This is a genomic window from Treponema socranskii subsp. buccale (assembly GCF_024181585.1).
Lineage (GTDB): Bacteria > Spirochaetota > Spirochaetia > Treponematales > Treponemataceae > Treponema_D > Treponema_D buccale.
On the sequence record NZ_CP054258.1, the window covers coordinates 2,622,062 to 2,641,872 of the forward strand.

Genomic DNA, 19,811 nt, shown 5'->3' on the forward strand with positions numbered 1-19,811 from the left:
AAAAATCGGACATCCGCGGATGCTGCGGTATCGACTCTATCCGAAATCGATACCACAGACAATACTTCGGACACGACGAAAGCGATCAATCGACGGCCTTTGCCGCCTTTTTTGCAGTCCCATCGGAATTATAAAAGATGCCTCGCAAAATCAGCGCAAGCGCGCCGTCGCCGGTTACGTTGCATGCCGTACCGAAGCTGTCCTGCAGCGCAAAAATCGCGATCAGCAATCCCGTACCGATTTCGTTAAAACCGAGCACGCTGATAACGATACCGAGAGACGCCATGACCGTTCCGCCGGGAACGCCGGGCGCGCCTACGGCAAAAATTCCGAACAGGAATGAAAACAGAATCATCGTTCCGACAGGGGGAACCGAACCGTAGAGCATCTGGGAAATCGTCATGGCGAAAAACGTTTCGGTTAAAACCGATCCGCACAAGTGCGTCGTCGCGCCGAGCGGAATGGCAAAGTCGACGATATCCGAAGGCAAAACACTCGATTTATGCGCGCAGCGCAAAGCGACCGGCAGCGTTGCCGCGCTCGACATCGTGCCGACAGCCGTAGCATATGCGGGGCCGTAGTGCTTTACGACTTCCAGCGGATTTTTCTTTGAAACCGCGCCGCCTATAAGATAGAGCAGCGTCATCCAAATAAAATGCCCGATCAATACGATGACGATAACTTTTAAGAATACCGGAAGCTGGCGCGTCAAACTTCCGTTGTATGCGAGTTCGGCAAAAGTCGTCGCGATAAAGAACGGCAATACCGGCACGATAACGCGGTTGACGACAGCAAGTACCATCGCCTGTATTTCTTTCAAAAGTTTTTCAACGGTCACAGCCTTTGTCCAAATAACCGAAATACCCGCCAAAATTGCGAGCAGCAGAGCCGTCATAACCGGCATGATCGGCTGGATATTCAATGCAAACGGAGTCGCCGGCACTTCAAGCAGTGCGGCGGCCTGCGACGGAATATGCAAAAACGGAATCAGTATATAGCCCGCCACGGTTGAAAACAGCGATGCGCCGACCGCCGAAGCGTAGGATATGAGCAAAAACGAACCGAGCATCTTTCCGGCGTTCGCTTTTAAGTCGCAGATTGCCGGAGCGATAAAGCCGAAAATGACGAGCGGAACGACGAAAAAGATGAGCGAGCCGAGCAATTTTTTAATCGTCGCAATGATGCCCATCACCGAAGCGGGTACGAACAATCCAAGCAGTACGCCGGCAAGAATTCCCAAGCCGAGCTGCGGCAGCAATCCCAGTTTAAAACCGCCTTGTTTTTCCATAATACCTTACCTCCTAGCCGATATGCCTGAACGCTTGTCAGCTTAAGCGCTCGAAACCGCATATGTAGGAAGTATATACCCGCTTTCTTCAATTGTCAAATTTTTTATTGTCAATTTTTTTATGCAATTGCGATACGGTACAAAGCATCGCACTTGTATTCCGTCTTTTGCGTATGCACCTTTCCGATGCGGCCGCACTGCTCGAGACAGATCGATTCTTGACACGGCGGCTGAATTAGCATAAGCTAACTACACAACAGGAGTAACGGAGTAACTATGAAAGTACTGGAAATAAACAAAGCGTTTCGAAAATTCGGAGAAATCCAAGTAAAATTTCGATGGCTTTTTTTGCTCGCGATGTTCGTCATCACCGCAGTCGGGCTTTCGGGTTTGCGAAAATTCGTCGCTGAAGATCTGCAGGAAGATTGGTTCGGCGACAAAGAGAAAATCAAACTCGCAACCGACCGCTTTGAAGAGACGTTCGGCAACGAAGACGTCATCACGGTTTTGGTTCAGACAAAAGACGTGTTCGATTCCGACGTGCTCAACATGATCGACCGGCTCGGAAACGAAATGATGGAAACGATCCCCTACGCGCGCGATGTCATGTCCGTCGTCGAAGTTTCGGTCGCAAAAGGTACCGATGACGGTATGCAAGTCGTCACGCCGTTTGAAGACGGCATACCCGACACGCACACGGCCGAAGGCAAAGCGGAGATGGAATCTATCAAAAAATTTCTCCTCTCGCGCGAAGCGATTGCAAACAAACTCGTCTCCGAAGATTCGACCGAAACATGGGTTATCCTCTACCTGTACGGCTACGGCGATGAAGACAATAAAGCTCGCACCGGTATGTACAAAGCCGGCAGAGCCGCACACAAGCTGCTCGACGATCCGAAGTGGCAAAGCGATAAATGGAATCTGATCTGCGCGGGCACTCCGTACACGGAATGCGAAGAAACCGACGTCATGCAAAAAGAAATGTCGCGCAACCTTATAAGCGGTTTTATCGCGATGATCATCTGTTTGATTTTATTCGTCCGTTCTCTGCGCGGCCTCATCGTCCCGCTTTTTTCGACCGTCGGCGGTATCGGCGTCGTATTCGGCTTTATGTCGTACTTCGGTATCGTAGCCGATCAGAATATGATGACGATTCCGATTTTGCTCGGCATGGCGCTGTCGGTCGGTTATTCGATCCACTACATCAATTCGTTCAAACTGCATTTCAGACAGACGGGGCTTCGAAAAGAATCGGTCATCATGTCGGTCGAAGAAACCGGCTGGCCGCTTTTCTTTACCGCGCTCACGACGATCGCATCTCTCATCTCTTTCGCCCTCGTCGACATCGGTCCGCTCAAATGGCTCGGCTTGACATCGTCGGCGACCGTTTTGGTCATATTCCTCTACGCGATCATCCTGATCCCCGTACTGCTTTCGTTCGGAAAAGATAAAACAACGGAACCAAACGCAACGATGCAAAAAACGACGAAGACCGACCTCGCGTTCGAGTCGTTCGGAATGCGCGTGTTGAAACACAGCAAAGCCGTCCTCATCGTCGGCTTCGCGATGATCATCGTCTTTATTCCGGGAATTTTTAAAATCCGCGTAACGCTCGACTATATCGAAATGCTCGGATTAAAGATTCCCTATATCGCGCGCTTGGCAAAACTGCAGAATACGCAGCTCGGTTCGGTGTATTCGTATAAGATTTTAATCGAATATCCGGACGTCGATGAATTCAAAAAACCGGAACGCATGTTCGCACTCGAAAAGCTCGAAAATACGCTCGGCAATTTAAGTTTGACGAGAAAATCGAACGGCAAGCCCCGCGTCAAATCGGTGCTCGATATCGTAAAAGAAACGAACCGTATGCTGAACGGGGACGACCCGGCATATTATTCGATCCCCGACGATGAAGACCTTTTGACGCAGGAACTCTTTCTGTACGAAATAACCGGCGGCTCCCGGCTCTACGATTGGCTCAACGCCGATTACAATATGGTCTACGTCAACGTCGATCTCGCAACATACGACAGCAGTCAAATCGCATCGAACGTCGCGGATGCGGAAAAAGCCGCCGAAGAACTTTTCCCCGGCGCTGAAGTTTCCGCCATCGGAGCGGTAGCCGAATTTGCGGAGATGAACGGAAAAATCGTACGCGGAGAATTGAAATCCTTTGCCGGATCGTTCATTATGATCGCGGCTATGCTCATCCTCGTGTTTATGAGTATTCGAACGGGGCTTATCGGAATGATCCCGAACGTCACGCCGGTCATCATACTTGCGGGAATTATGGGCTATTTCCGCTTCCGGCTCGATATGATGACGATGACGGTTATGCCGATGATACTCGGTATCGCCGTCGACGATACGATCCACTTTATCAATCACGTCAAATATTATTACGAAGTGCACGGAAATTATAAAGACGCGATTTTGCGTACGTATCTTGAAATCGGAAAGACGATGTGCATGACAACGGTAATCATCTGCGCCATGTTCCTCATCTACGCGTTCAGTCCGATGAACACGATGCACCGCATAGGAATGCTTTCGATCGTCGGTTTGACAACGGCTTTGGCCGCCGATTATCTTCTGACACCCGTGCTTATCTACGTGACGAAACCGTTCGGAAAAGAATTCGACGGGATCGAACGAAAGCGCTGATCGACAATCGACGCAAACGCCCCGCAGTTTTGCGGAGCGTTTGCGCGTGAGAAATTAATACCCACCCCTGCAAAAACGAACCGCCTTTTATACGACTCGCCGCAAAAACTACCGCGATTCTGTAAAGAAGACAGTAACGATAACAGATTTTTACGACATGACTGCCTCATATATATCAACGGTTATATAAAATTATGATAACGTAAATTTGTAAAAATCGAATCTTTATGATATACTTATCAAAATAAAACGAAGGAGAAAACCCGCATGCCTGTTTTATCCATGTTTTATGGAATTATTGTCAGTATGTTTTATAAGGAACATAATCCTCCACATATTCATATCCAATACGCCGAATATAATGCCGTTATGGACTTTGACGGAAATATAACGGATGGAAACTTACCGGTAAAACAACGTAAATTAGTCGAAGCATGGATTATTTTACATCGGGAAGAACTTTCGGCTAATTGGCAACTCGCGAAAGAAAAACAAGTATTGTTCAAAATAAACCCGTTGAAATAGGAGGTACGTTATGATTATTCCCGTTGCGGTAAAATATCTGTACGATTATACTTTACTCATAACATTTTCAAACGGCGAAAAAAAAATATATGATGCACAAAATGACATACGGCACGGAGCTTTAACAAAACTCAAAAATAAATCGTTTTTCGCACAGGCAAAAATAGCGCGGGGATCGGTCGTTTGGAGCGATGAAATCGATATGGCACCGGAAACCCTGTATGCCGAAAGCGTCGCGTGTAACGGGAAATTAATAAAAACGAAAGCATTATAATTACGCAAACCGAATGCCTTCGTGCGGGTGACGAGACATTCGAGCTTGCAATGCGGTTATTACGGTATTTTACAACCGGACATTGACGTTATCGCCGAGGCACTTTACCGCCGTCGCGGGAATGCCCATGTTCCATTCCTTTGCTTTTTTTATTCCATTCCATTCCGCCGACGTACCTTCGAATTCGATTGTCGTAAGCTTCGTACAATTACTGAAAGCGCTTTGTCCTATCGTTTTCATAGATGAGGGAATCGTAACCTTCGTCAATTCCTTGCATTCGGCAAAAGTATAGTCGGGAATCACTTTGCTGCTGGCTGCAAACGTTACTTTGGTAAAATTCGCTCCGTAGAAAACATAGTGTTTATATGTATGCAGTATCGGAACTTCCGGCTCAGTAACCGGTTCATAAGACCATTCATTCCAGTTAACTTTCTTGCCGATATACAGCCGGTGTCCGTATTTTAGAGGATTCGCATCCGGTCCCTCAAAGCTAATGTTACACCAGTTCTGTATTGTATCACGATTCCTCAATGCTTTCAGTTCTTGAAATCCGCTTCGGATTCTCCTTGTTTTTCCCGGAACAAGTGAAGCTTTTTCTCCTTACGCCTACCCGCGATGATGGGATATGCTATCGCAGCGATGGAGACCACGAACAGGATGACCGTCAGAGGTCTCTGTATGAATCCAATCGGCCCGGTGACCATCAAGGTCTGGACGTAGTTCGTCTCGATGAGCTTTCCAAGTACAATTCCAAGCACAAGAGGGGAGGCAGGGTAATCGAACTTCTTCATCATCCAGCCTATGAGTCCGAATGCAAGACAAGTCCCTACGTCAAACATTGATTTCTTGATTGCATAGCTTCCAAGAATTGCAAAGGCGAAGATCAGAGGATATAGGATGGTCTTCTTGACGTATCCGACTCTTACCCAGATCTTTGCGCCATAGGTTCCTACGAAAATCATCAGGGCGTTTGCGATGAACATCGAGGCAAAGAGGCCATAGACCAGCGCCGGCTCGTCCGTGAACAGCTTCGGTCCGGGGTTCAGGTTGTGGATCATCAGTGCGGAGAGCAGAACCGCTGCGGTTGAAGATCCCGGGATGCCTAAGGTCAACAGTGGAACCATTGCACCGCCTACGGATCCGGAGTTTGACGCCTCCGCAGCGGCAACACCTTCCGGGGCACCCTTTCCGAACTCCTCAGGGTGTTTGCCCATACGCTTTTCAACGTCATATGCAAGGAACGAGGCAATCGTTCCACCCGCGCCTGGGAATATCCCGATTATACAGCCAATGAGACCGGAGCGTAGGATGGAGAATTTCAGTTTCCAGTAGTATCTGAGCTTTGGAAGCTTGTAGTCAACCTTCTCATGGGTAGACTTCTGTCCTGCCTTATAGTGCTCAAGGTTGTTGAGGACCTCTCCAAGGGCAAAAAGACCGATCAGGACAGGAACCATCTCAAAGCCGTCGAACAGCTTCGTTACACCAAAGGTGAAACGTTTGATTCCAAAGGTCGGGTCAAGCCCCATGGTATTGAGCAGAAGACCGAAAACACATGTCACAAGAGCCTTCTCCCAGTGCTTTCCTCCAAGTGTGGCTACTGTGGTCAGGCCCATTATGCAGAGCGCGAAGTACTCGGAGGGCCAGAATTTTAGGGCCACCTGTGATAAGGGAACGCTGAAGAAGATCAGAATCAATGTCCCGATCAGACCTCCGATTACTGAAGACCACAGAGAGATCCCCATTGCTTCTCCGGCTTTGCCGTTCTTGAGCATTGGATAGCCGTCAAAGGCTGTAACGGTTGCGGACGGTGTTCCGGGGGTGTTGATTGCCACCGCTGTGATGGAGCCGCCATAGTTCGCGCCGATGTAAATCCCCATCAGCATGACCATTGCGGTTATCGGTGAAAGGGAGTAGGTGATCGGCAAAAGAAGAGCAACCGCCATTGACGGTGAGATCCCCGGTATTGCCCCTCCCAGAATCCCTACAATCACTCCAAGCAAAATGAACAGGACAGACTGTATGTTGGCGATGGTTCCGAAGCCCATTGCAAGATTTCCGAAGATATTACCCATGTGGACATCCTTACCTAACCAATCCGTTGAACAGGCTTCCAAAAGGGAGCTTGATGTACAGCAGCTTGTAGAAAACAAAATACGTGAACAGGCACCAGATGATGGGGACAAGAATCAGCTGGAGCTTGTTCCTCTCTCCCATTGCAACCATCACAACGAATATGAAGATTGCGCTTGAGATGTAATAGCCGATGTAATTGAACAGGAGCACACTGAAGATAGAGCCCAATCCCACAAGAAGGGAGAAGACCCACTTGTTGAATTTCTCATCCTCCTTTGCCCCTTGTTTTATGATCGCAAAAAATGCTCCGATTGAGCAGAGAAGCATGAACAGTGCCCAGAACCTAGGCATTGTCCTCGGTGTCACTCCGGCCTCTGCCGCGAGCTTGCTGATTCTCAGGTTGAAGGTGAGAAGATAGAACAGCAGCGTGACAAGATCCATGCCGCAGAGCACAAGCAACTGGCACTTTACGTTCCTTGTCATCTTCATGCCGTTGAAGAGAAAGTACAGACCGACCATGATTGCAGCGAAGGCTGCCAAGATCCACCAATAGCTAAGGCCGGTCAGCCATTTTGAAAAGCTTTCCATAGGTTTTCCCTGTAAAAGGTCTGAAGGAGGACAAGCCTCCTTCAGGTGAAAGTATAATTCGGTTTCAGGACAGAATTATCTCTTGTACTCCTTGTTGATCTGGCCAACGCTCTTGAGAACCTCAATTGTGCTGACCACTTCTTTCTCAACTGTTGCCGTAAAGGCCTTAGTCCTCTCGGTCAGCACTGTAAGCTTGTTTACTGTCATGTAGTCAATCCACTCCCGGTCAGCTGAAACCTTGTCGCAGATGTCCTGGAACCATGCGACCATACCTGCCGGTGTACCCTTCTTGACGGCATAACCTCTCCACATGGATATGGTATCAAGTTCCTTTGAATAGCCGAGCTTCTCATAGTTCGGAACATGCTCAAGTCCGGGGACAGGGGTTGGGGTTCCGATTACAAGAGCTCTCACCTCATACTTTTTCGTGTCTCCGGGGTTTCCGACAGATGCTATTGTCTGACCGCCCAGCAGTGCAGCGAAATTCTTCTTTGCGCTTTCATAGGAGATGGCTTTGAAGTTTACGCCTTTAATGGAACCGAAGACCTGTACCGCATCAATGTATTTTGCTCCGTAGTTGGGTTCTGACAGCGTGATGAGGTTTCCTGCCCTTGACCATTGTATCAGCTCCTCAAAGGTTCTGAACCGTGAAGTCTTAGGGACGAGTATGCAGTACGGGTCTGCCATAAGATTGTAGATGTAGATGAAACCATCGACATATTCTGAGCAGTCAAGCTCTGCCTGTATGACGGCATCGAGGTAGGTTGGAGCCAGTGCGAAGACGGTGTAGCCGTCCGCATCCTGGTTCAGAACCCATTCACCGGCGGTGAGCCCGCCGGCACCTGAGTTGTTATCAACGACGAATGTGGCATCTGTATACTTTGCGGCGATTTCAACCCACTTTCTTGAGTAGAGGTCCATCGCCCCTCCTACTGCCACATGGTTCATGATTGTAATCGGCTGACGGGGCTTCCATTCCTTTCCGTCTGCTGCACTCTCCTTGCCGCCATTTGCAAATAGAGTTGTAAGGCTCACGATCAAAATCAATAGTACAGTTAATGCTTTTCTCATTCTTTACCTCCTTGTTTGCATTGCTTATTTCCGGAACAGGTCGAAGGCCAGACCGTGTCGGAGACCTCTGTCTGAGATTGTCAGCCCATCTGCGCCGAGTCTGTCCGTAATGACTTTCAGAATGCAGGCTCCTGCAAGAATCACATCTGCACGCTTGGGTTGCAGTCCGGGAAGCTCCTTTCTCTGCTCCACTGTACGCTTTGAGTACTCTTCAATTTGTTCTTCGATATCCTTCTTTGTCAGACGTGAGCCCTGGATGACCGACGGGTCATACTTGACCATCTTATGCTTCACTGCACCCATGCTGGTGACTGTTCCGCCCATTCCGACAAGCTGCGCCGGTTTCCCGTTGACTCCGGCTTCCTTGAATTCCTTGTCTATCTGTGCAATGGCCGCCTGAACATCTGCAGGGGAGACGGGATCCGCTTTCAGGTAGTTCTCCGTGATCCTGACTGCACCCAAGTTGACCGAGAACCTCTTGACCATCTGTGTGCCTTTGCCGTAGATGAACTCTGTGCTTCCACCTCCCGTGTCAAAGACCACCAGATCCGCATCCTTCTCCAGCGGAAGGCCTGAAAGGATCGCAAGGTAGCTTAGTCTGGCTTCTTCCTCTCCGGGGATGATCTGAACCTCAATACCACAGGTTTTCTTGACCTTCTCCACGAATTCAGCGCTGTTACTTGCTTTTCTGAGAGCCATTGTTCCGACGCTCACAATCCGGTCTGCACCAAGTTCCTTGGCCTGTTTCGCAAAGGCCGCAACAGAAGCGACGTTACGCTCCATCGCCTCCGGACTGATTGCTCCTGTGGAATCAAGGCCCTCACCAAGACGGGCTATGTCATTTGTGTCCAGCACTGTCTTTATGGTTCTGTCTGCGGCCAGCTCTCCCACAAAGAACTTGATTGAGTTGGACCCAATGTCAATGATTGCTTTTCTGCTCACGGGCTTCTCCTTTAACTCTCCATACCGACAGCCTGTTTCATGGCACGCAGGTAATTGATGTTCGGATAACCCTGCACCCCGAGTTCACGAACGACCTTCATAACCAGTTCCGGATCAATGTGTTCAACGCAGATCGTCCTGTTTGGAACACCGTTGAACTTCGTCTCCGCAATCTCAACAGTGGTTCCCTCGATATCATAGATGGATCTCTCCTTGTACACATCAACAATCTCGAGATCCTCGGTCTTTGCAACCAGCTCATCAAGGTACTGCTCATAGGTGTATTCGTCTCTCTCGAGCTTCGGGACTTCAACCTTGAAATAATTCTTGAACAGATCTGTGATATTCTCCTTTGAAAGCGGGAAGGAGAGCTTTGCGGTCGGGTACCACTGCTCAAGCTTGTCTGCGTTAACCTGTCTGAGTGACTTGATATCCATCAGATCATCACGTATCTTGCAGTTCTCGTTGCTGTTTTTTGAGAGTATGTACTTCTCTGAACTCTTCTTGAATGTCGCCAGCTCATGAGCCTTGATTCTGGCTTCCCCCTCACCGAATTCCTTTCCGAATGTTCTCCATTCCCAACGTGGAATAATCTTTCCCATTGTATCCTCCAATTCTTTTATTTTCGGGTTTTTAGATCTGCACTTGTATGATAACACTTCATTTGCAAGACGCAAAAATTGATGCACAATTCTATCAATATGAACAGGAAAATTATATCATGAAAATATTAAAATAACAAGAAATCGACAGCAGAAATCGACAGCATATATACGATAACGTGCACGTACCGTGCTCCGTGATTTTTTTGCCGCATATACACTATGCCTGATAAAAAAACCTGCCGCTATAACCGCGGCAGGTTTTTTTATTTTATTCGGGATTCTTTACGGCAAACCAATAATAGCCGGCATCTTTATTATAAATCGGAAAAGCCTTTTCCGGAGATCCCAAATCGAGATTGGCTAGATAATCGATTTTTTCCGCCTTTGACACATCGGACGCTTTCCACACTGCTTTATCCTCTGTTTTATACCAAGTATAAGTAATACGAAACTCGGATGATATACCCATTTGAAGATCAAAATACGTTATGGATGATGCATTCGCAAATGCGCTCTTACCGAAATGCGTAATCGACTCAACCAAACGATGATTAAACATCTTCACGCTCTTACAATTCTGAAATGCACAATCTCGTATAAATACAACATCCTTTAATGTACTGTCCGAAATATCTTCAACGAGCGTATCCTTATTATTACGCATAACATACAACGAATACGACCTCGACAGTGTATCAATACGGGTCGCTTCATTGCACCAGTCCGCAAGCGTTCCGGTAAAGTGCACTTCGATATTGTCCGGAAATCCTGCAGTCCCATACTTTCCTTCAACAACGGTATCTTTACCGAGCGTTATGCTGCGGAGACCGGTACAGTATAAAAATACATTGTCTTTTACCGTTACCTTATTCGGAATAACGACGGCGGAAAGCGACTTACAGTGGTCGAATGCGTGGTCCTCTAGCGTTCTGTTCTCAGCGCTTTCGGAAATCGTAAGATCGTCAAGCGCCGGACATCCGCGGAACGCTTCTTCTCCGACGGTTACGGCTCCTTTTCCGATAGAAACCGTTTTAAGCGTCTCACAACAATAAAACGCTCTTTCTCCTATGCTCGTCACGGTATCGGGCAGTATAACTTTTTTCAGTCCCGCCGCCAAAAAGGCCTCCTTCCCGATCGTTTGCAAATTCGGCGGAAGCGTCTCTATGTCCAGCTTTGTACAGTTTGAAAATGCATTCGCCCCTATCGATATAATACCGGCAGGGAGCGTTACGGCGGTTAAAGCACTGCATCCCCCAAAAACGGATTCATGTAAAACGGAAAGCTGCGAATCGTTCATCTTCAATAAAGAAAGCGCCGTACACTTATAAAAAGCGCTGTCGCCCAGTTCGCTGAGCTTTTTCGGCAGCGTTACGGCAGTGAGCTTTTCACAAAAACCAAATGCGCGTTCTCCGATCTTCTCTACAGTCGAAGGAATCGTAACCGCCGTAAGGTTTTTACAATACGCAAAAGCTTCCTTAGATATGCTCGTAACTCCTTCTTCTATGACGACTTCTTTTACCGCAGATTGATAAAAGAATTTAGTTTGCCGGCCTTCGGTATTTCCTTCCGCATGACGGACCACGGCTTTGTTCAGCTTCGGACACTTGTAGAGCGGTTCATCATTATCATACAAATAAAAATCATCCGTTGTACACAAATCGTAGATACTTATCGATTCCAACGAAGTGCATCCCTCAAACGCCCTGACACCTACCTTCGTTACGCTCGCGGGAAGCGAAATATCGGTAAGCGCCGAACAATTTACAAAAGCCCTGTCTCCGACGGTCAGAGTACCCGAACCGCCCGCTTCCGAAAAGACAACGGTTTTAAGCGCTCCGCACCCTGCAAATGAGTTGCTGCCGAGCGCCGTAAGATTTTTAGCCAACGTCGCCTTCGTAAGCGCGCTGCAATCGTTAAATGCGCTTTCATCAATTACCCTTACCGAATCCGGTATCGTTATGTCGGTAAGGGCGGCACAGCCATTAAATGCGCTCGATCCTATCGTCTCAAGCCCGTCATTGAGCGTTAAATTCGAAAGCGCGGCACAGCCTGCAAATGCTCTCCTACCGATCGATTGTACGCTGCCGGCAACGGAAACCGTCGTAAGAGATACACAGTTTTCGAACATTTCGCCTCCTATTTTCGGGACACCGTCCGACACGACGAGCGTTTTTATATTTTTCCCTGCAAACATTTTTTGTACGATACCCGTCGTATTGCCGTCGGTATGGGTAACCGTAACGGACTCAAGATTCGTACAATCTTTTAACAACCGACTTGCGTAATAACCACCCGTAATGAGCGTACCGTCGGAAATCGAAAAATTTTTCAACCCTGTGCAGCCGATAAGCGCATCGTATGCGATTTTCGTTACCCCGGTTCCGAGCGTAAGTTCGCCCAATGCCGTACACCCCGAAAATGCCTGCGATTGAATTTCCGTGACGCTGACGGGCAGTCGAATATTCGTCAGCTTTGCACAGTTTTGAAAACATCCTCTGAAAAAGCCGCTGACAATCTTTGTTATACCTATCGCCGCGGTCATATCGAGAGAAACGTTTGCGTTCGAGTCTTTTATTTTGCTGCCGAGCGTGCTTACATCACTGTTCAGCCACGCACCGAAGATCGCGATATCGACACGATCGGATTCTTTTGTTAAATCGAGTTTGTCTATTTCGGAAACGGTGTAACGAGAACCGTCTGCCCGCGTCACCCGAACTGAAAGCGGTTCTTCTACGGTTATCGTGCATGAAGCGGTTTTATTCCCCGCCTGTGCCGTCACGGTCGCCGTACCGCCGTCTTTTGCCGTTACGGTCACGCTTGAACCGGTCGATGCGCTCAGCGAAACGGAGGAACCGCTTACCGACCACGAAACCGTTGTATCCGTCGCCGTACGGGGCAGTACCGAAAAATGTAAAAGTCGCCTGCTTCGGTTAGAGGATTAATATTCCGATTCGTTACATCGTTTTTGCTATCGGTGTAGGCGTGAGCGTATAGCCGATAGCGTGGAGAATGTTAAACACCGTTGAAAAAGCGGGGTTCGCTTCGGGGGCAAGTGCCTTGTAAAGCCCATCTCTTGTAATGCCCGCTTCCTTTGCCGTCTTTGTCATTCCCCTTGCTCTTGCCACTGCGTTTATTGCACGGAGTAAATCTTCAGGTGTCCCCTCTTTGGCATTATAGTCAAGATAGCCTTTTTGTAATTCTTCGGTATCAAGATATTCTGCCATATCAAATTCAGTCAATTTTTCCATAATCGATACCCCCGGCCATTTTCTTGGCGGTCTTTATATCCTCATCCTGTGTTGATTTATCACCGCCTACAAGAAGTATTACAATCCGCTTTCCATTGTTCGTAAAATAAACCCTGTAGCCTTTTCCTACATCTATCCTCAGCTCAAAAACTCCGCCGCCGACCGACTTTGAGTCTCCGAAATTGCCGACTGTCATTCTTGCAATTCTTTGACCTATGGCGAATTTCGCTCTTTCATCACGGAGTTTTTTAAACCATTTCTTATACGTTTCTGTCTGTAATACCTTATACACAATTATACTGTATAGCATAGTATACACTTCGTCAACAGTTTTTTCTAAAAATCGCCCGAAACACCAACCTTTTAAGATAAACAGCCGATGAAATAATCAATGAGGTTGCCGCAACAGCAAGAAAAGTCGCCTGCTTCGGTTAGAGGATTAACGAAAAAATAATACTACTCTTTTTCAGTTACAGCTTTTGCAAAATAATAGGCAAACGAATTTCCGTTATCCTTTATAACGGCTATCAAAAATTTAACGGTATCCTGATCCGGCGTACGATACCAATATACGAGGTATATTTCTCCGTCTTCCAAATCATATTCGGACAAAGCGGATCGGCACAGCCATAAATCCTCTTTGGTAAGTTTTAATATATCGGAAACATCATATTTTCCGTCTAAGTAAACTTTTTGCAATTCCTCTTTAGCTTTTTCAAGTTCTTCAAGATATCGCTCAGAATCGCCCTTCCCTATATACTCTGCTTTCGCATAACCTTTATACCCGGTTTCCCAATCGGAATAATATTTAAACGGTTCATTCGCACAAATTACCTGCACCGCAATAAAAAATATCGCAAACACGATACCGACGCGCTTCATAAATCGCCTCCTACAGCACCGTACACAAAAACGCGGTCGTCAAACCCAAAAAGATCGAAAGGCCCAGCATATGTACGGGCACGAAGGAACTGAGTGCGAGCGCACCGAAAGAAACGGCGGTCGTCAAAAACGACAGCAAAATCGCAAAGGGTTCGAGCCGCGCGTTCACGGACGTGTCGCTGCGTTTTTCATTTTCGATCATATAGATGACGTAGTCGAGACCGAGTCCGAAAACCAAAATCATGCCGGTGATTGAAAAGAATTCGAGCGGTATGCCGCGCGCTGAAAAAATCGACGCGATGACAAGCACGATGAGCAGCGGAATCGACGCGATTTTCAGAGTGTGTCTCCAATTGTAAAAAATCTTCAACACGATGACGATGACAACGTATGCGATTGCAAACAGCATCAAAATCGTTTTCGTCAGGCGGTCCAAATCGCGTCCGATATCTTTGATTTTATTTTCAAAGTAAACATTCGGATCTTCCGATGCTATGCGTATATATGCATCCTCATCGGTAATCGACATGGGAAGCACGATCGAATAATATCTTCCGTCGATTTCGCCGAGCCACGCGGAAGATATCGCTTTTTTAAGGTATTCGGGGATATCGCCTTCCGGCGTGACGTATTTTTCACCGTCGGCATCGTAAGACGCTTGCAATCCCGCAGCAAGAGAAGCATCGTAGCCGAGCAGTTCGTATTGGACAGGCGCGAGCGCCAAAAGCCTTCCCGCCGCTTCATGAGATTTTTTTTGCTTTGCCGCAGAGGGAATATACTGCGATGTCGCAACGTAACCGCCGAGCTCTTTGCCTTTATTAATTTCGGTCAGGCGCGCACACAGCGCTTCTTCCGTTTCAAGCGTTTTTTCAACCGTATCTCCGGCTATGATAAACCAGCCGGTCGGATTGTAGTTAAGCACTTTATACGAAATGACGGCATCGTCTCGGACGCGCCCCTGCGCTTCGTACAATTTATTGACATCGTTTTCTATTTTAATATTTTTCCGATTGATGAAAAGCGTCGTAAGGGTCACCGTAAAAACGGCGGCTACTGCAATCCGTCCGATTTTCTTTTTGTCGTACCAGGCAGGCGCGGAAATCATATTGACAAGAGGAATGACACGCTTCGCATCGGCCGGAATCGCAAGCAAAGGATACATACTTACGACGGTTAAAAATGCGCTGAAAATGCCGGTAAGCGAAAACACCGCCATCTGCTTGAGCAATCCGAAGGGCGCAAATACGAGGATAAGGTAGCAGAGTTCGGTAGAGATAAGCGACAGCAAAAGACCGGTCATCAAATGTCGGCGGATTTCCGCTCCGCTCGCAAGCGTTCGGTTCGCTTTCCAGTGGATAAAAAAATGCAGACTGTAATCGATACATGAACCGATCAACGACGTTCCGAACACGAGCGTCAGTATGTGAATCCGGGCGAAGCACATGTATGTCATCGCAAATGCGGCTGCAATCGAAAGCAAAATCGACATGATGGACAAAACGATCGGCAGCGGATTTCTAAACACGAGCAGCAGTAAAATAATAATACCGAGCAGCGTCACGGTCGAAATGATTGAAATTTCGTTGCTCGCCGATGTCGAACTTTTGTGGCTGTGAAAGGGCGTACCCGAATACACAAAGCGCACACCGTCTTTTTCAAGCGGTTCGCAGACTTCATAAATCCGCACGACGGCATTCGACTTGCTTGCGAGCGCCGCTCCCTCTTTGCTTAAAATGCCCTGAATCATCACGTACCAGACGCCTTCGTATTCCGTCGCGAGTACGCCGTCTTTCGGTGAAACGGACGTTCCCGAATTTTCGAGCGACGCAAGATAATACTGCAATATGTATTCGTCGAGCATAAAAGGATCGTCGTCGAGATTTTCAAGAGAAGAAAACGTAAAGGCGCCGTACGCTTTCGCGAGTGCGTTTTCCGCAAAGCTTTCCGCGCCGCCCGGAGATGAAAGCGTTTCGATCGCGTCATCGTCGAGCAGATTCCAGCGGTATTCGTGAACGAACTTCTTCACGCCTTCGAGCATCGCCGCATCGGAATAAAGCGATACCGATTTGAAACCGTCGCTCGATTCGAGCTTTCCGTACACGGTTTCCGCAACCGCCTTCGCCGTATTGAAATCTTTATGCGACACGAGGATAAATACGTTTTGACCCGTCGTTTCGGTGAGACGCTCGTCGGCGACGCCCATCGCTTTGCCGATATCCGGTTTGGGCAGCATATTGAAAAGATCGGCGTCGAGGTTTACCCTGCCCGCTCGCGCAATGATAAAAAGGCACGGAATGAGAATGAGCGCGTGAAAAACGAGCCACGTAAATGCGAAAGTTTTATTTCGCGGCAAAGACGGCTTTTTCATCGGCAGAAAGCTCCTTCGGATACTTTTGATTCGAAAACGTATAGGTGATGGTGTCGCCGCCCGCTTCGGTCATGACGATCGTATCGAATTCCGCTCCGCCGGATGCGCCCGTTCCGCCGAGTGCGAGCGATTTCATGACAGCGGCGACCGTTTTGTCTTTCGGAGTAAGAACGGCATTCCATTTGTTTCCGTCTGAAGAAAATGCGACGGAAAAATTTTCATACAATTTTTTTGCATTGCCGGAAAAAATCGAAGAGAGCGTCGTCGAAATGCTCGTAAAGATTTGATTGTTCGACGCGTCGATGACGGTTTTTTTCCCGTCGGGCGTCGTTTGAATAACACTCGTCAAACCGACGACGAGCGACGACGGAAAGGGCTTCAACGTTTTCCACATAATGCCGTCGAGGCTGAATATAAAGGTTCCGCTCGACGTGAGCGAACGGTTCACTTTCGAAATCGTGCGCACCTGCGTAAAGTTTCCGGTCGTATTCGGATGACGCGCCAGATCGGCACATACGGTATCGAATGTCGCATCCGCCGCAAAGAGCGGCATCGCCGCAAAAACAAGAACACATATAAAATTAATAATTATCTTTTTCATACAATACCTCCGCAAGCGCCTGTCCGACGCCGTTATTTTTTTAACAATGTTTCAACGCAGGCGATTAATTTTTCGGGACACACAAAACACGTTTCACCCGTCTCTATCTTTACCGCCATCTGCGTGCTTTCCGCCTTTGTCGCAAGGACGCCGGTTTTTGCGTTGTAAATCTCATAGCGTATTTTAAGACGATTTTCGTATTCAATCAATGAGGCTGTAATGCGCGCTTCGTCTCCGAATGCGAGCGATCGCACGTATTTTATATTCAACGCCGTCACCGGAAACGCATAGCCGTCTTCGACCATCTGCAGATAGCCGTAGCCGATTTTATCGAGCAGCGCGCATCTGCCGCGTTCGATGAATTTTACGTAATTTCCGTGCCATGCAACGCGCATCGAATCGACGTCGTAAAATTCGATTTTAAATGTCATCTCTTCCGAAATGAGCGAACCGTTCATATCATGCTTCCTTTCATGCTTCCTTGCGATTTTCGTCTTCAACCCAAAAATTAAAAAAATTATACCACTGCAGAGGATACATTGTGCAATACTTTTCCAGAAGCGCGACGTATTCACCGCACAGACGTTTGATCCGCGTCTCTCTTTCGGCGCGGGGACAATCGAAAGTAATGTCCGTTTTATGTACGCGCATCGAATAGCGCGGAGTGAGCATGAGCGTTTTTTCACGGAGCGCAAACACGAAATACGTCGGTGCTTTTAAAAGCGCTGCGAGCAAAAACGCTCCGTATGAAAACCGCGCGGGTTTACCGAGAAAGCTTTCGGTTATCGCCCTGTCTACGGTATTGAGAGAGGTGCGATCGGCGGCGATAACGACGAGCCCGCCTTCGTCGATTCTGTCCATCAAAAGCGAAATCGTTCCGGCATCGATTTCATCCGCATTTATTATATTGAGCTGCACGTGCGGATTGATTTTTTTTATCGTATTGTTGAATTTTTGTGTCGTATTCAAATTCAAAATCGCCGTAACGGGCACATAGTGCGACACGCCGGTGCGGCCGTATTCTGCAAGACTCCTCAGCATTTCGATATTGCCCAAATGCGAGCCGATAAGCAGCGCTCCCTTTTTTCGATCGAGCTCTTCGATCAGCAATGTAACGTCGTCGTCGTGAAGCTTGATTTTATTAAAATCGATTTTACCGCACCAGCCTTCGATCTTTTCGATAATGCACAAGGCAAACGACACGATGTGCCTATAGATATGAGGACGCCTTATGCGATCATCCTTGCCCGCGGTATACCGCAGCAGTCGATTTTGATACGCGCGCGATTCGTTTCGGGCACGCTTCGAACAGGCAAAATAAAAAAATGAAATGGGGAACGCGAGCAAACCGACGAACCACAAGGGCAGATGCGAAACGAGCCACACAAGAAATACGATCGGACGGCTGCTCGATACTTCTTCTCTCTTTTGCGTCCAGTGCTCGTCCGTTCTTTCCGCAAGTTCAGCCATGAGCCCTTCTTCTGCAAATCGCGCGGAACGCCAAAAACGGCAAGCGTACGATCATGCCGAAAAACAATTTCGTAAACGACAGCGATATGCGGATATTGTCGCGCACTATACGAAAATTCGAAATGCCGTCTGCGGGATAGGTTACGCGCACCGGATAGGATTTTATATGCACGCCGCTCCATACGAAGTGTACGAGGATGTCCGCGTCGTATCCCATACGCGCATCGACCCACGCGCGGTGAGTGAGCAGGCGGCAATACGGTTCTACCGGATAGATTCGAAAGCCGCACATGGCGTCGACGATTTCATCGCTCAGAGACACAAAGCGGGCCCAGCGGTTTGAAATCTCTCTGCCTTTTTTTCGCGAAGTCGGCACCGATTCGTCGAACACGGGCGTACCGCAGATAAGGCAGGAGGGATTTTCTTCCGCCGCTTCGATAAAGAAAGAAGCGCGAGAGGCGTCATGCTGTCCGTCCGAATCGATTTGAAAGACATGCGTCAAATCGAGTTCGTGCGCTTTTAAAACGCCGCTCGTCATCGCTTTGCCTTTGCCGCCGTTTTTTTTCCGTTCGACGAGCACAGAAAGCGGACACGAATCGACCGCCGCGCGGATCTGCATTTTATTCGCCTCATCGTTACCGTCGTCCACGACGATAATCGGCCGGCCGTATACGGCAAGAGAGCGGATAACGGAGCCGACCGTCGAACCGTGATTGTACACGGGGATGACGAAGCCGAGCTTTATCGCAGCGTTCTGCGCCGCATCGTTTTGCGACGAACTTTGTACCGCATCCATCGATTACACCGCAGCGACGAAGATTCCCGACGAATACGCTTTGTCGGATTTTTTTACATCCCGAAGCAAAAAGGACATCGATTTTTTTTCGCGATTGAAATCGAGCTTTAAGCGGACAAGCGTATCGGGTCTGATCGGCGCGGAAAATTTAATGCGTTTGATTTCCGGCACATAACGCTGCGTGCCGAAATATTTTTTTGAAAACCGCGTTATAATTTCAAACTGTGCGACGGCCGGGAGCAGTTTAAACTCCGGAAAATGCCCGTCGAAAAAATCGCTCGAAGCAGGAATAAAAAATTCGATTTCCGCGGAATCTCCGCTCTGTGAAAGTATCTTTTCATCGACGATATCGTGCAGATTTTCATTCATATGTATCATGCCCCCTTTTCATATACGCCGCCGCGCCGTATTCC

General features: G+C 48.1%; 20 protein-coding genes. 3 read left to right on the forward strand and 17 right to left on the reverse strand.

What is annotated here, in order from left to right; all coding sequences use genetic code 11:
- Positions 1–85: 85 nt before the first annotated feature.
- Positions 86–1,288: a dicarboxylate/amino acid:cation symporter gene (locus HRI97_RS11765; protein ID WP_253725652.1), complete on the reverse strand. Its 1,203-nt coding sequence runs from the start codon at positions 1,286–1,288 to the stop codon at positions 86–88.
- 276 nt (positions 1,289–1,564) lie between these two features.
- On the opposite strand from HRI97_RS11765, the gene HRI97_RS11770 reads away from it, so the two are divergent.
- From HRI97_RS11770 to HRI97_RS11780, 3 genes are all read left to right on the forward strand, one after another.
- A complete protein-coding gene (locus tag HRI97_RS11770) occupies positions 1,565–3,955 on the forward strand; it encodes an efflux RND transporter permease subunit (RefSeq protein WP_253725654.1) in 2,391 nt (796 codons plus the stop codon).
- 282 nt (positions 3,956–4,237) lie between these two features.
- Complete coding sequence (locus HRI97_RS11775) at positions 4,238–4,480, forward strand: DUF4160 domain-containing protein (protein ID WP_301338917.1); 243 nt, start codon at positions 4,238–4,240, stop codon at positions 4,478–4,480.
- A 10-nt stretch (positions 4,481–4,490) separates the two neighbouring features.
- Positions 4,491–4,754: a DUF2442 domain-containing protein gene (locus HRI97_RS11780; protein ID WP_253725656.1), complete on the forward strand. Its 264-nt coding sequence runs from the start codon at positions 4,491–4,493 to the stop codon at positions 4,752–4,754.
- A gap of 69 nt (positions 4,755–4,823) precedes the next feature.
- On the opposite strand, the gene HRI97_RS12585 is transcribed toward HRI97_RS11780, so the two are convergent.
- From HRI97_RS12585 to HRI97_RS11860, 16 genes are all read right to left on the reverse strand, one after another.
- Positions 4,824–5,285 carry a leucine-rich repeat domain-containing protein gene (locus HRI97_RS12585; RefSeq protein WP_301338890.1) on the reverse strand — a complete coding sequence of 154 codons (462 nt, stop codon included), beginning with the start codon at positions 5,283–5,285 and terminating at the stop codon, positions 4,824–4,826.
- A 5-nt stretch (positions 5,286–5,290) separates the two neighbouring features.
- Entirely contained in the window at positions 5,291–6,826 is a 1,536-nt protein-coding gene (locus tag HRI97_RS11790; RefSeq protein ID WP_253725659.1) for a tripartite tricarboxylate transporter permease, read from the reverse strand.
- A 10-nt stretch (positions 6,827–6,836) separates the two neighbouring features.
- On the reverse strand, positions 6,837–7,415 hold the full coding sequence (locus HRI97_RS11795; RefSeq protein ID WP_253725660.1) for a tripartite tricarboxylate transporter TctB family protein: 579 nt from the start codon (positions 7,413–7,415) through the stop codon (positions 6,837–6,839).
- Between the two features lie 75 nt (positions 7,416–7,490).
- A complete protein-coding gene (locus tag HRI97_RS11800; protein ID WP_253725662.1) occupies positions 7,491–8,486 on the reverse strand; it encodes a Bug family tripartite tricarboxylate transporter substrate binding protein in 996 nt (331 codons plus the stop codon).
- 24 nt (positions 8,487–8,510) lie between these two features.
- Positions 8,511–9,428: a Ppx/GppA phosphatase family protein gene (locus tag HRI97_RS11805; RefSeq protein WP_253725664.1), complete on the reverse strand. Its 918-nt coding sequence runs from the start codon at positions 9,426–9,428 to the stop codon at positions 8,511–8,513.
- An 11-nt stretch (positions 9,429–9,439) separates the two neighbouring features.
- On the reverse strand, positions 9,440–10,030 hold the full coding sequence (locus HRI97_RS11810) for a hypothetical protein (protein WP_253725665.1): 591 nt from the start codon (positions 10,028–10,030) through the stop codon (positions 9,440–9,442).
- Positions 10,031–10,301: 271 nt separating this feature from the next.
- Positions 10,302–12,848, reverse strand: a complete 2,547-nt coding sequence (locus tag HRI97_RS11815; protein WP_253725667.1) for a leucine-rich repeat domain-containing protein — start codon at positions 12,846–12,848, stop codon at positions 10,302–10,304.
- Positions 12,849–12,987: 139 nt separating this feature from the next.
- Positions 12,988–13,281: an addiction module antidote protein gene (locus tag HRI97_RS11820; protein ID WP_021330949.1), complete on the reverse strand. Its 294-nt coding sequence runs from the start codon at positions 13,279–13,281 to the stop codon at positions 12,988–12,990.
- Entirely contained in the window at positions 13,265–13,573 is a 309-nt protein-coding gene (locus HRI97_RS11825) for a type II toxin-antitoxin system RelE/ParE family toxin (protein ID WP_253725669.1), read from the reverse strand. Before HRI97_RS11825 ends, HRI97_RS11820 begins: the two co-directional genes overlap by 17 nt.
- A 164-nt stretch (positions 13,574–13,737) precedes the next feature.
- Positions 13,738–14,163, reverse strand: a complete 426-nt coding sequence (locus HRI97_RS11830) for a hypothetical protein (RefSeq protein WP_253725671.1) — start codon at positions 14,161–14,163, stop codon at positions 13,738–13,740.
- A gap of 10 nt (positions 14,164–14,173) precedes the next feature.
- A complete protein-coding gene (locus HRI97_RS11835; protein WP_253725673.1) occupies positions 14,174–16,531 on the reverse strand; it encodes an MMPL family transporter in 2,358 nt (785 codons plus the stop codon).
- A complete protein-coding gene (locus HRI97_RS11840) occupies positions 16,503–17,132 on the reverse strand; it encodes a LolA family protein (RefSeq protein WP_253725674.1) in 630 nt (209 codons plus the stop codon). The genes HRI97_RS11835 and HRI97_RS11840 overlap by 29 nt, the downstream gene beginning before the upstream one ends.
- Before the next feature lie 32 nt (positions 17,133–17,164).
- Positions 17,165–17,590 (reverse strand): acyl-CoA thioesterase, encoded by a 426-nt coding sequence (locus tag HRI97_RS11845; protein WP_253725676.1) that lies wholly within the window; start codon positions 17,588–17,590, stop codon positions 17,165–17,167.
- Between the two features lie 13 nt (positions 17,591–17,603).
- Positions 17,604–18,602: a lysophospholipid acyltransferase family protein gene (locus HRI97_RS11850; RefSeq protein ID WP_253725677.1), complete on the reverse strand. Its 999-nt coding sequence runs from the start codon at positions 18,600–18,602 to the stop codon at positions 17,604–17,606.
- A complete protein-coding gene (locus HRI97_RS11855) occupies positions 18,595–19,398 on the reverse strand; it encodes a glycosyltransferase family 2 protein (protein ID WP_253725679.1) in 804 nt (267 codons plus the stop codon). Before HRI97_RS11855 ends, HRI97_RS11850 begins: the two co-directional genes overlap by 8 nt.
- A gap of 3 nt (positions 19,399–19,401) precedes the next feature.
- The gene (locus tag HRI97_RS11860) at positions 19,402–19,767 is read right to left on the reverse strand and encodes an ApeI family dehydratase (RefSeq protein ID WP_253725680.1); all 366 of its coding nucleotides are present in this window, start codon (positions 19,765–19,767) and stop codon (positions 19,402–19,404) included.
- Positions 19,768–19,811: the final 44 nt, after the last annotated feature.

Coding starts and splice junctions, on each gene's coding strand:
- HRI97_RS11845 (WP_253725676.1), bottom strand. CDS start 17,590: ATGAACGGTTCGCTCATTTCGGAAGAGATGACATTTAAAATCGAATTT.
- HRI97_RS11835 (WP_253725673.1), bottom strand. CDS start 16,531: ATGAAAAAGCCGTCTTTGCCGCGAAATAAAACTTTCGCATTTACGTGG.
- HRI97_RS11855 (WP_253725679.1), bottom strand. CDS start 19,398: ATGGATGCGGTACAAAGTTCGTCGCAAAACGATGCGGCGCAGAACGCT.
- HRI97_RS11800 (WP_253725662.1), bottom strand. CDS start 8,486: ATGAGAAAAGCATTAACTGTACTATTGATTTTGATCGTGAGCCTTACA.
- HRI97_RS11820 (WP_021330949.1), bottom strand. CDS start 13,281: ATGGAAAAATTGACTGAATTTGATATGGCAGAATATCTTGATACCGAA.
- HRI97_RS11790 (WP_253725659.1), bottom strand. CDS start 6,826: ATGGGTAATATCTTCGGAAATCTTGCAATGGGCTTCGGAACCATCGCC.
- HRI97_RS11775 (WP_301338917.1), top strand. CDS start 4,238: ATGTTTTATGGAATTATTGTCAGTATGTTTTATAAGGAACATAATCCT.
- HRI97_RS11795 (WP_253725660.1), bottom strand. CDS start 7,415: ATGGAAAGCTTTTCAAAATGGCTGACCGGCCTTAGCTATTGGTGGATC.
- HRI97_RS11765 (WP_253725652.1), bottom strand. CDS start 1,288: ATGGAAAAACAAGGCGGTTTTAAACTGGGATTGCTGCCGCAGCTCGGC.
- HRI97_RS11810 (WP_253725665.1), bottom strand. CDS start 10,030: ATGGGAAAGATTATTCCACGTTGGGAATGGAGAACATTCGGAAAGGAA.
- HRI97_RS11770 (WP_253725654.1), top strand. CDS start 1,565: ATGAAAGTACTGGAAATAAACAAAGCGTTTCGAAAATTCGGAGAAATC.
- HRI97_RS11840 (WP_253725674.1), bottom strand. CDS start 17,132: ATGAAAAAGATAATTATTAATTTTATATGTGTTCTTGTTTTTGCGGCG.
- HRI97_RS11860 (WP_253725680.1), bottom strand. CDS start 19,767: ATGAATGAAAATCTGCACGATATCGTCGATGAAAAGATACTTTCACAG.
- HRI97_RS11830 (WP_253725671.1), bottom strand. CDS start 14,163: ATGAAGCGCGTCGGTATCGTGTTTGCGATATTTTTTATTGCGGTGCAG.
- HRI97_RS11780 (WP_253725656.1), top strand. CDS start 4,491: ATGATTATTCCCGTTGCGGTAAAATATCTGTACGATTATACTTTACTC.
- HRI97_RS11850 (WP_253725677.1), bottom strand. CDS start 18,602: ATGGCTGAACTTGCGGAAAGAACGGACGAGCACTGGACGCAAAAGAGA.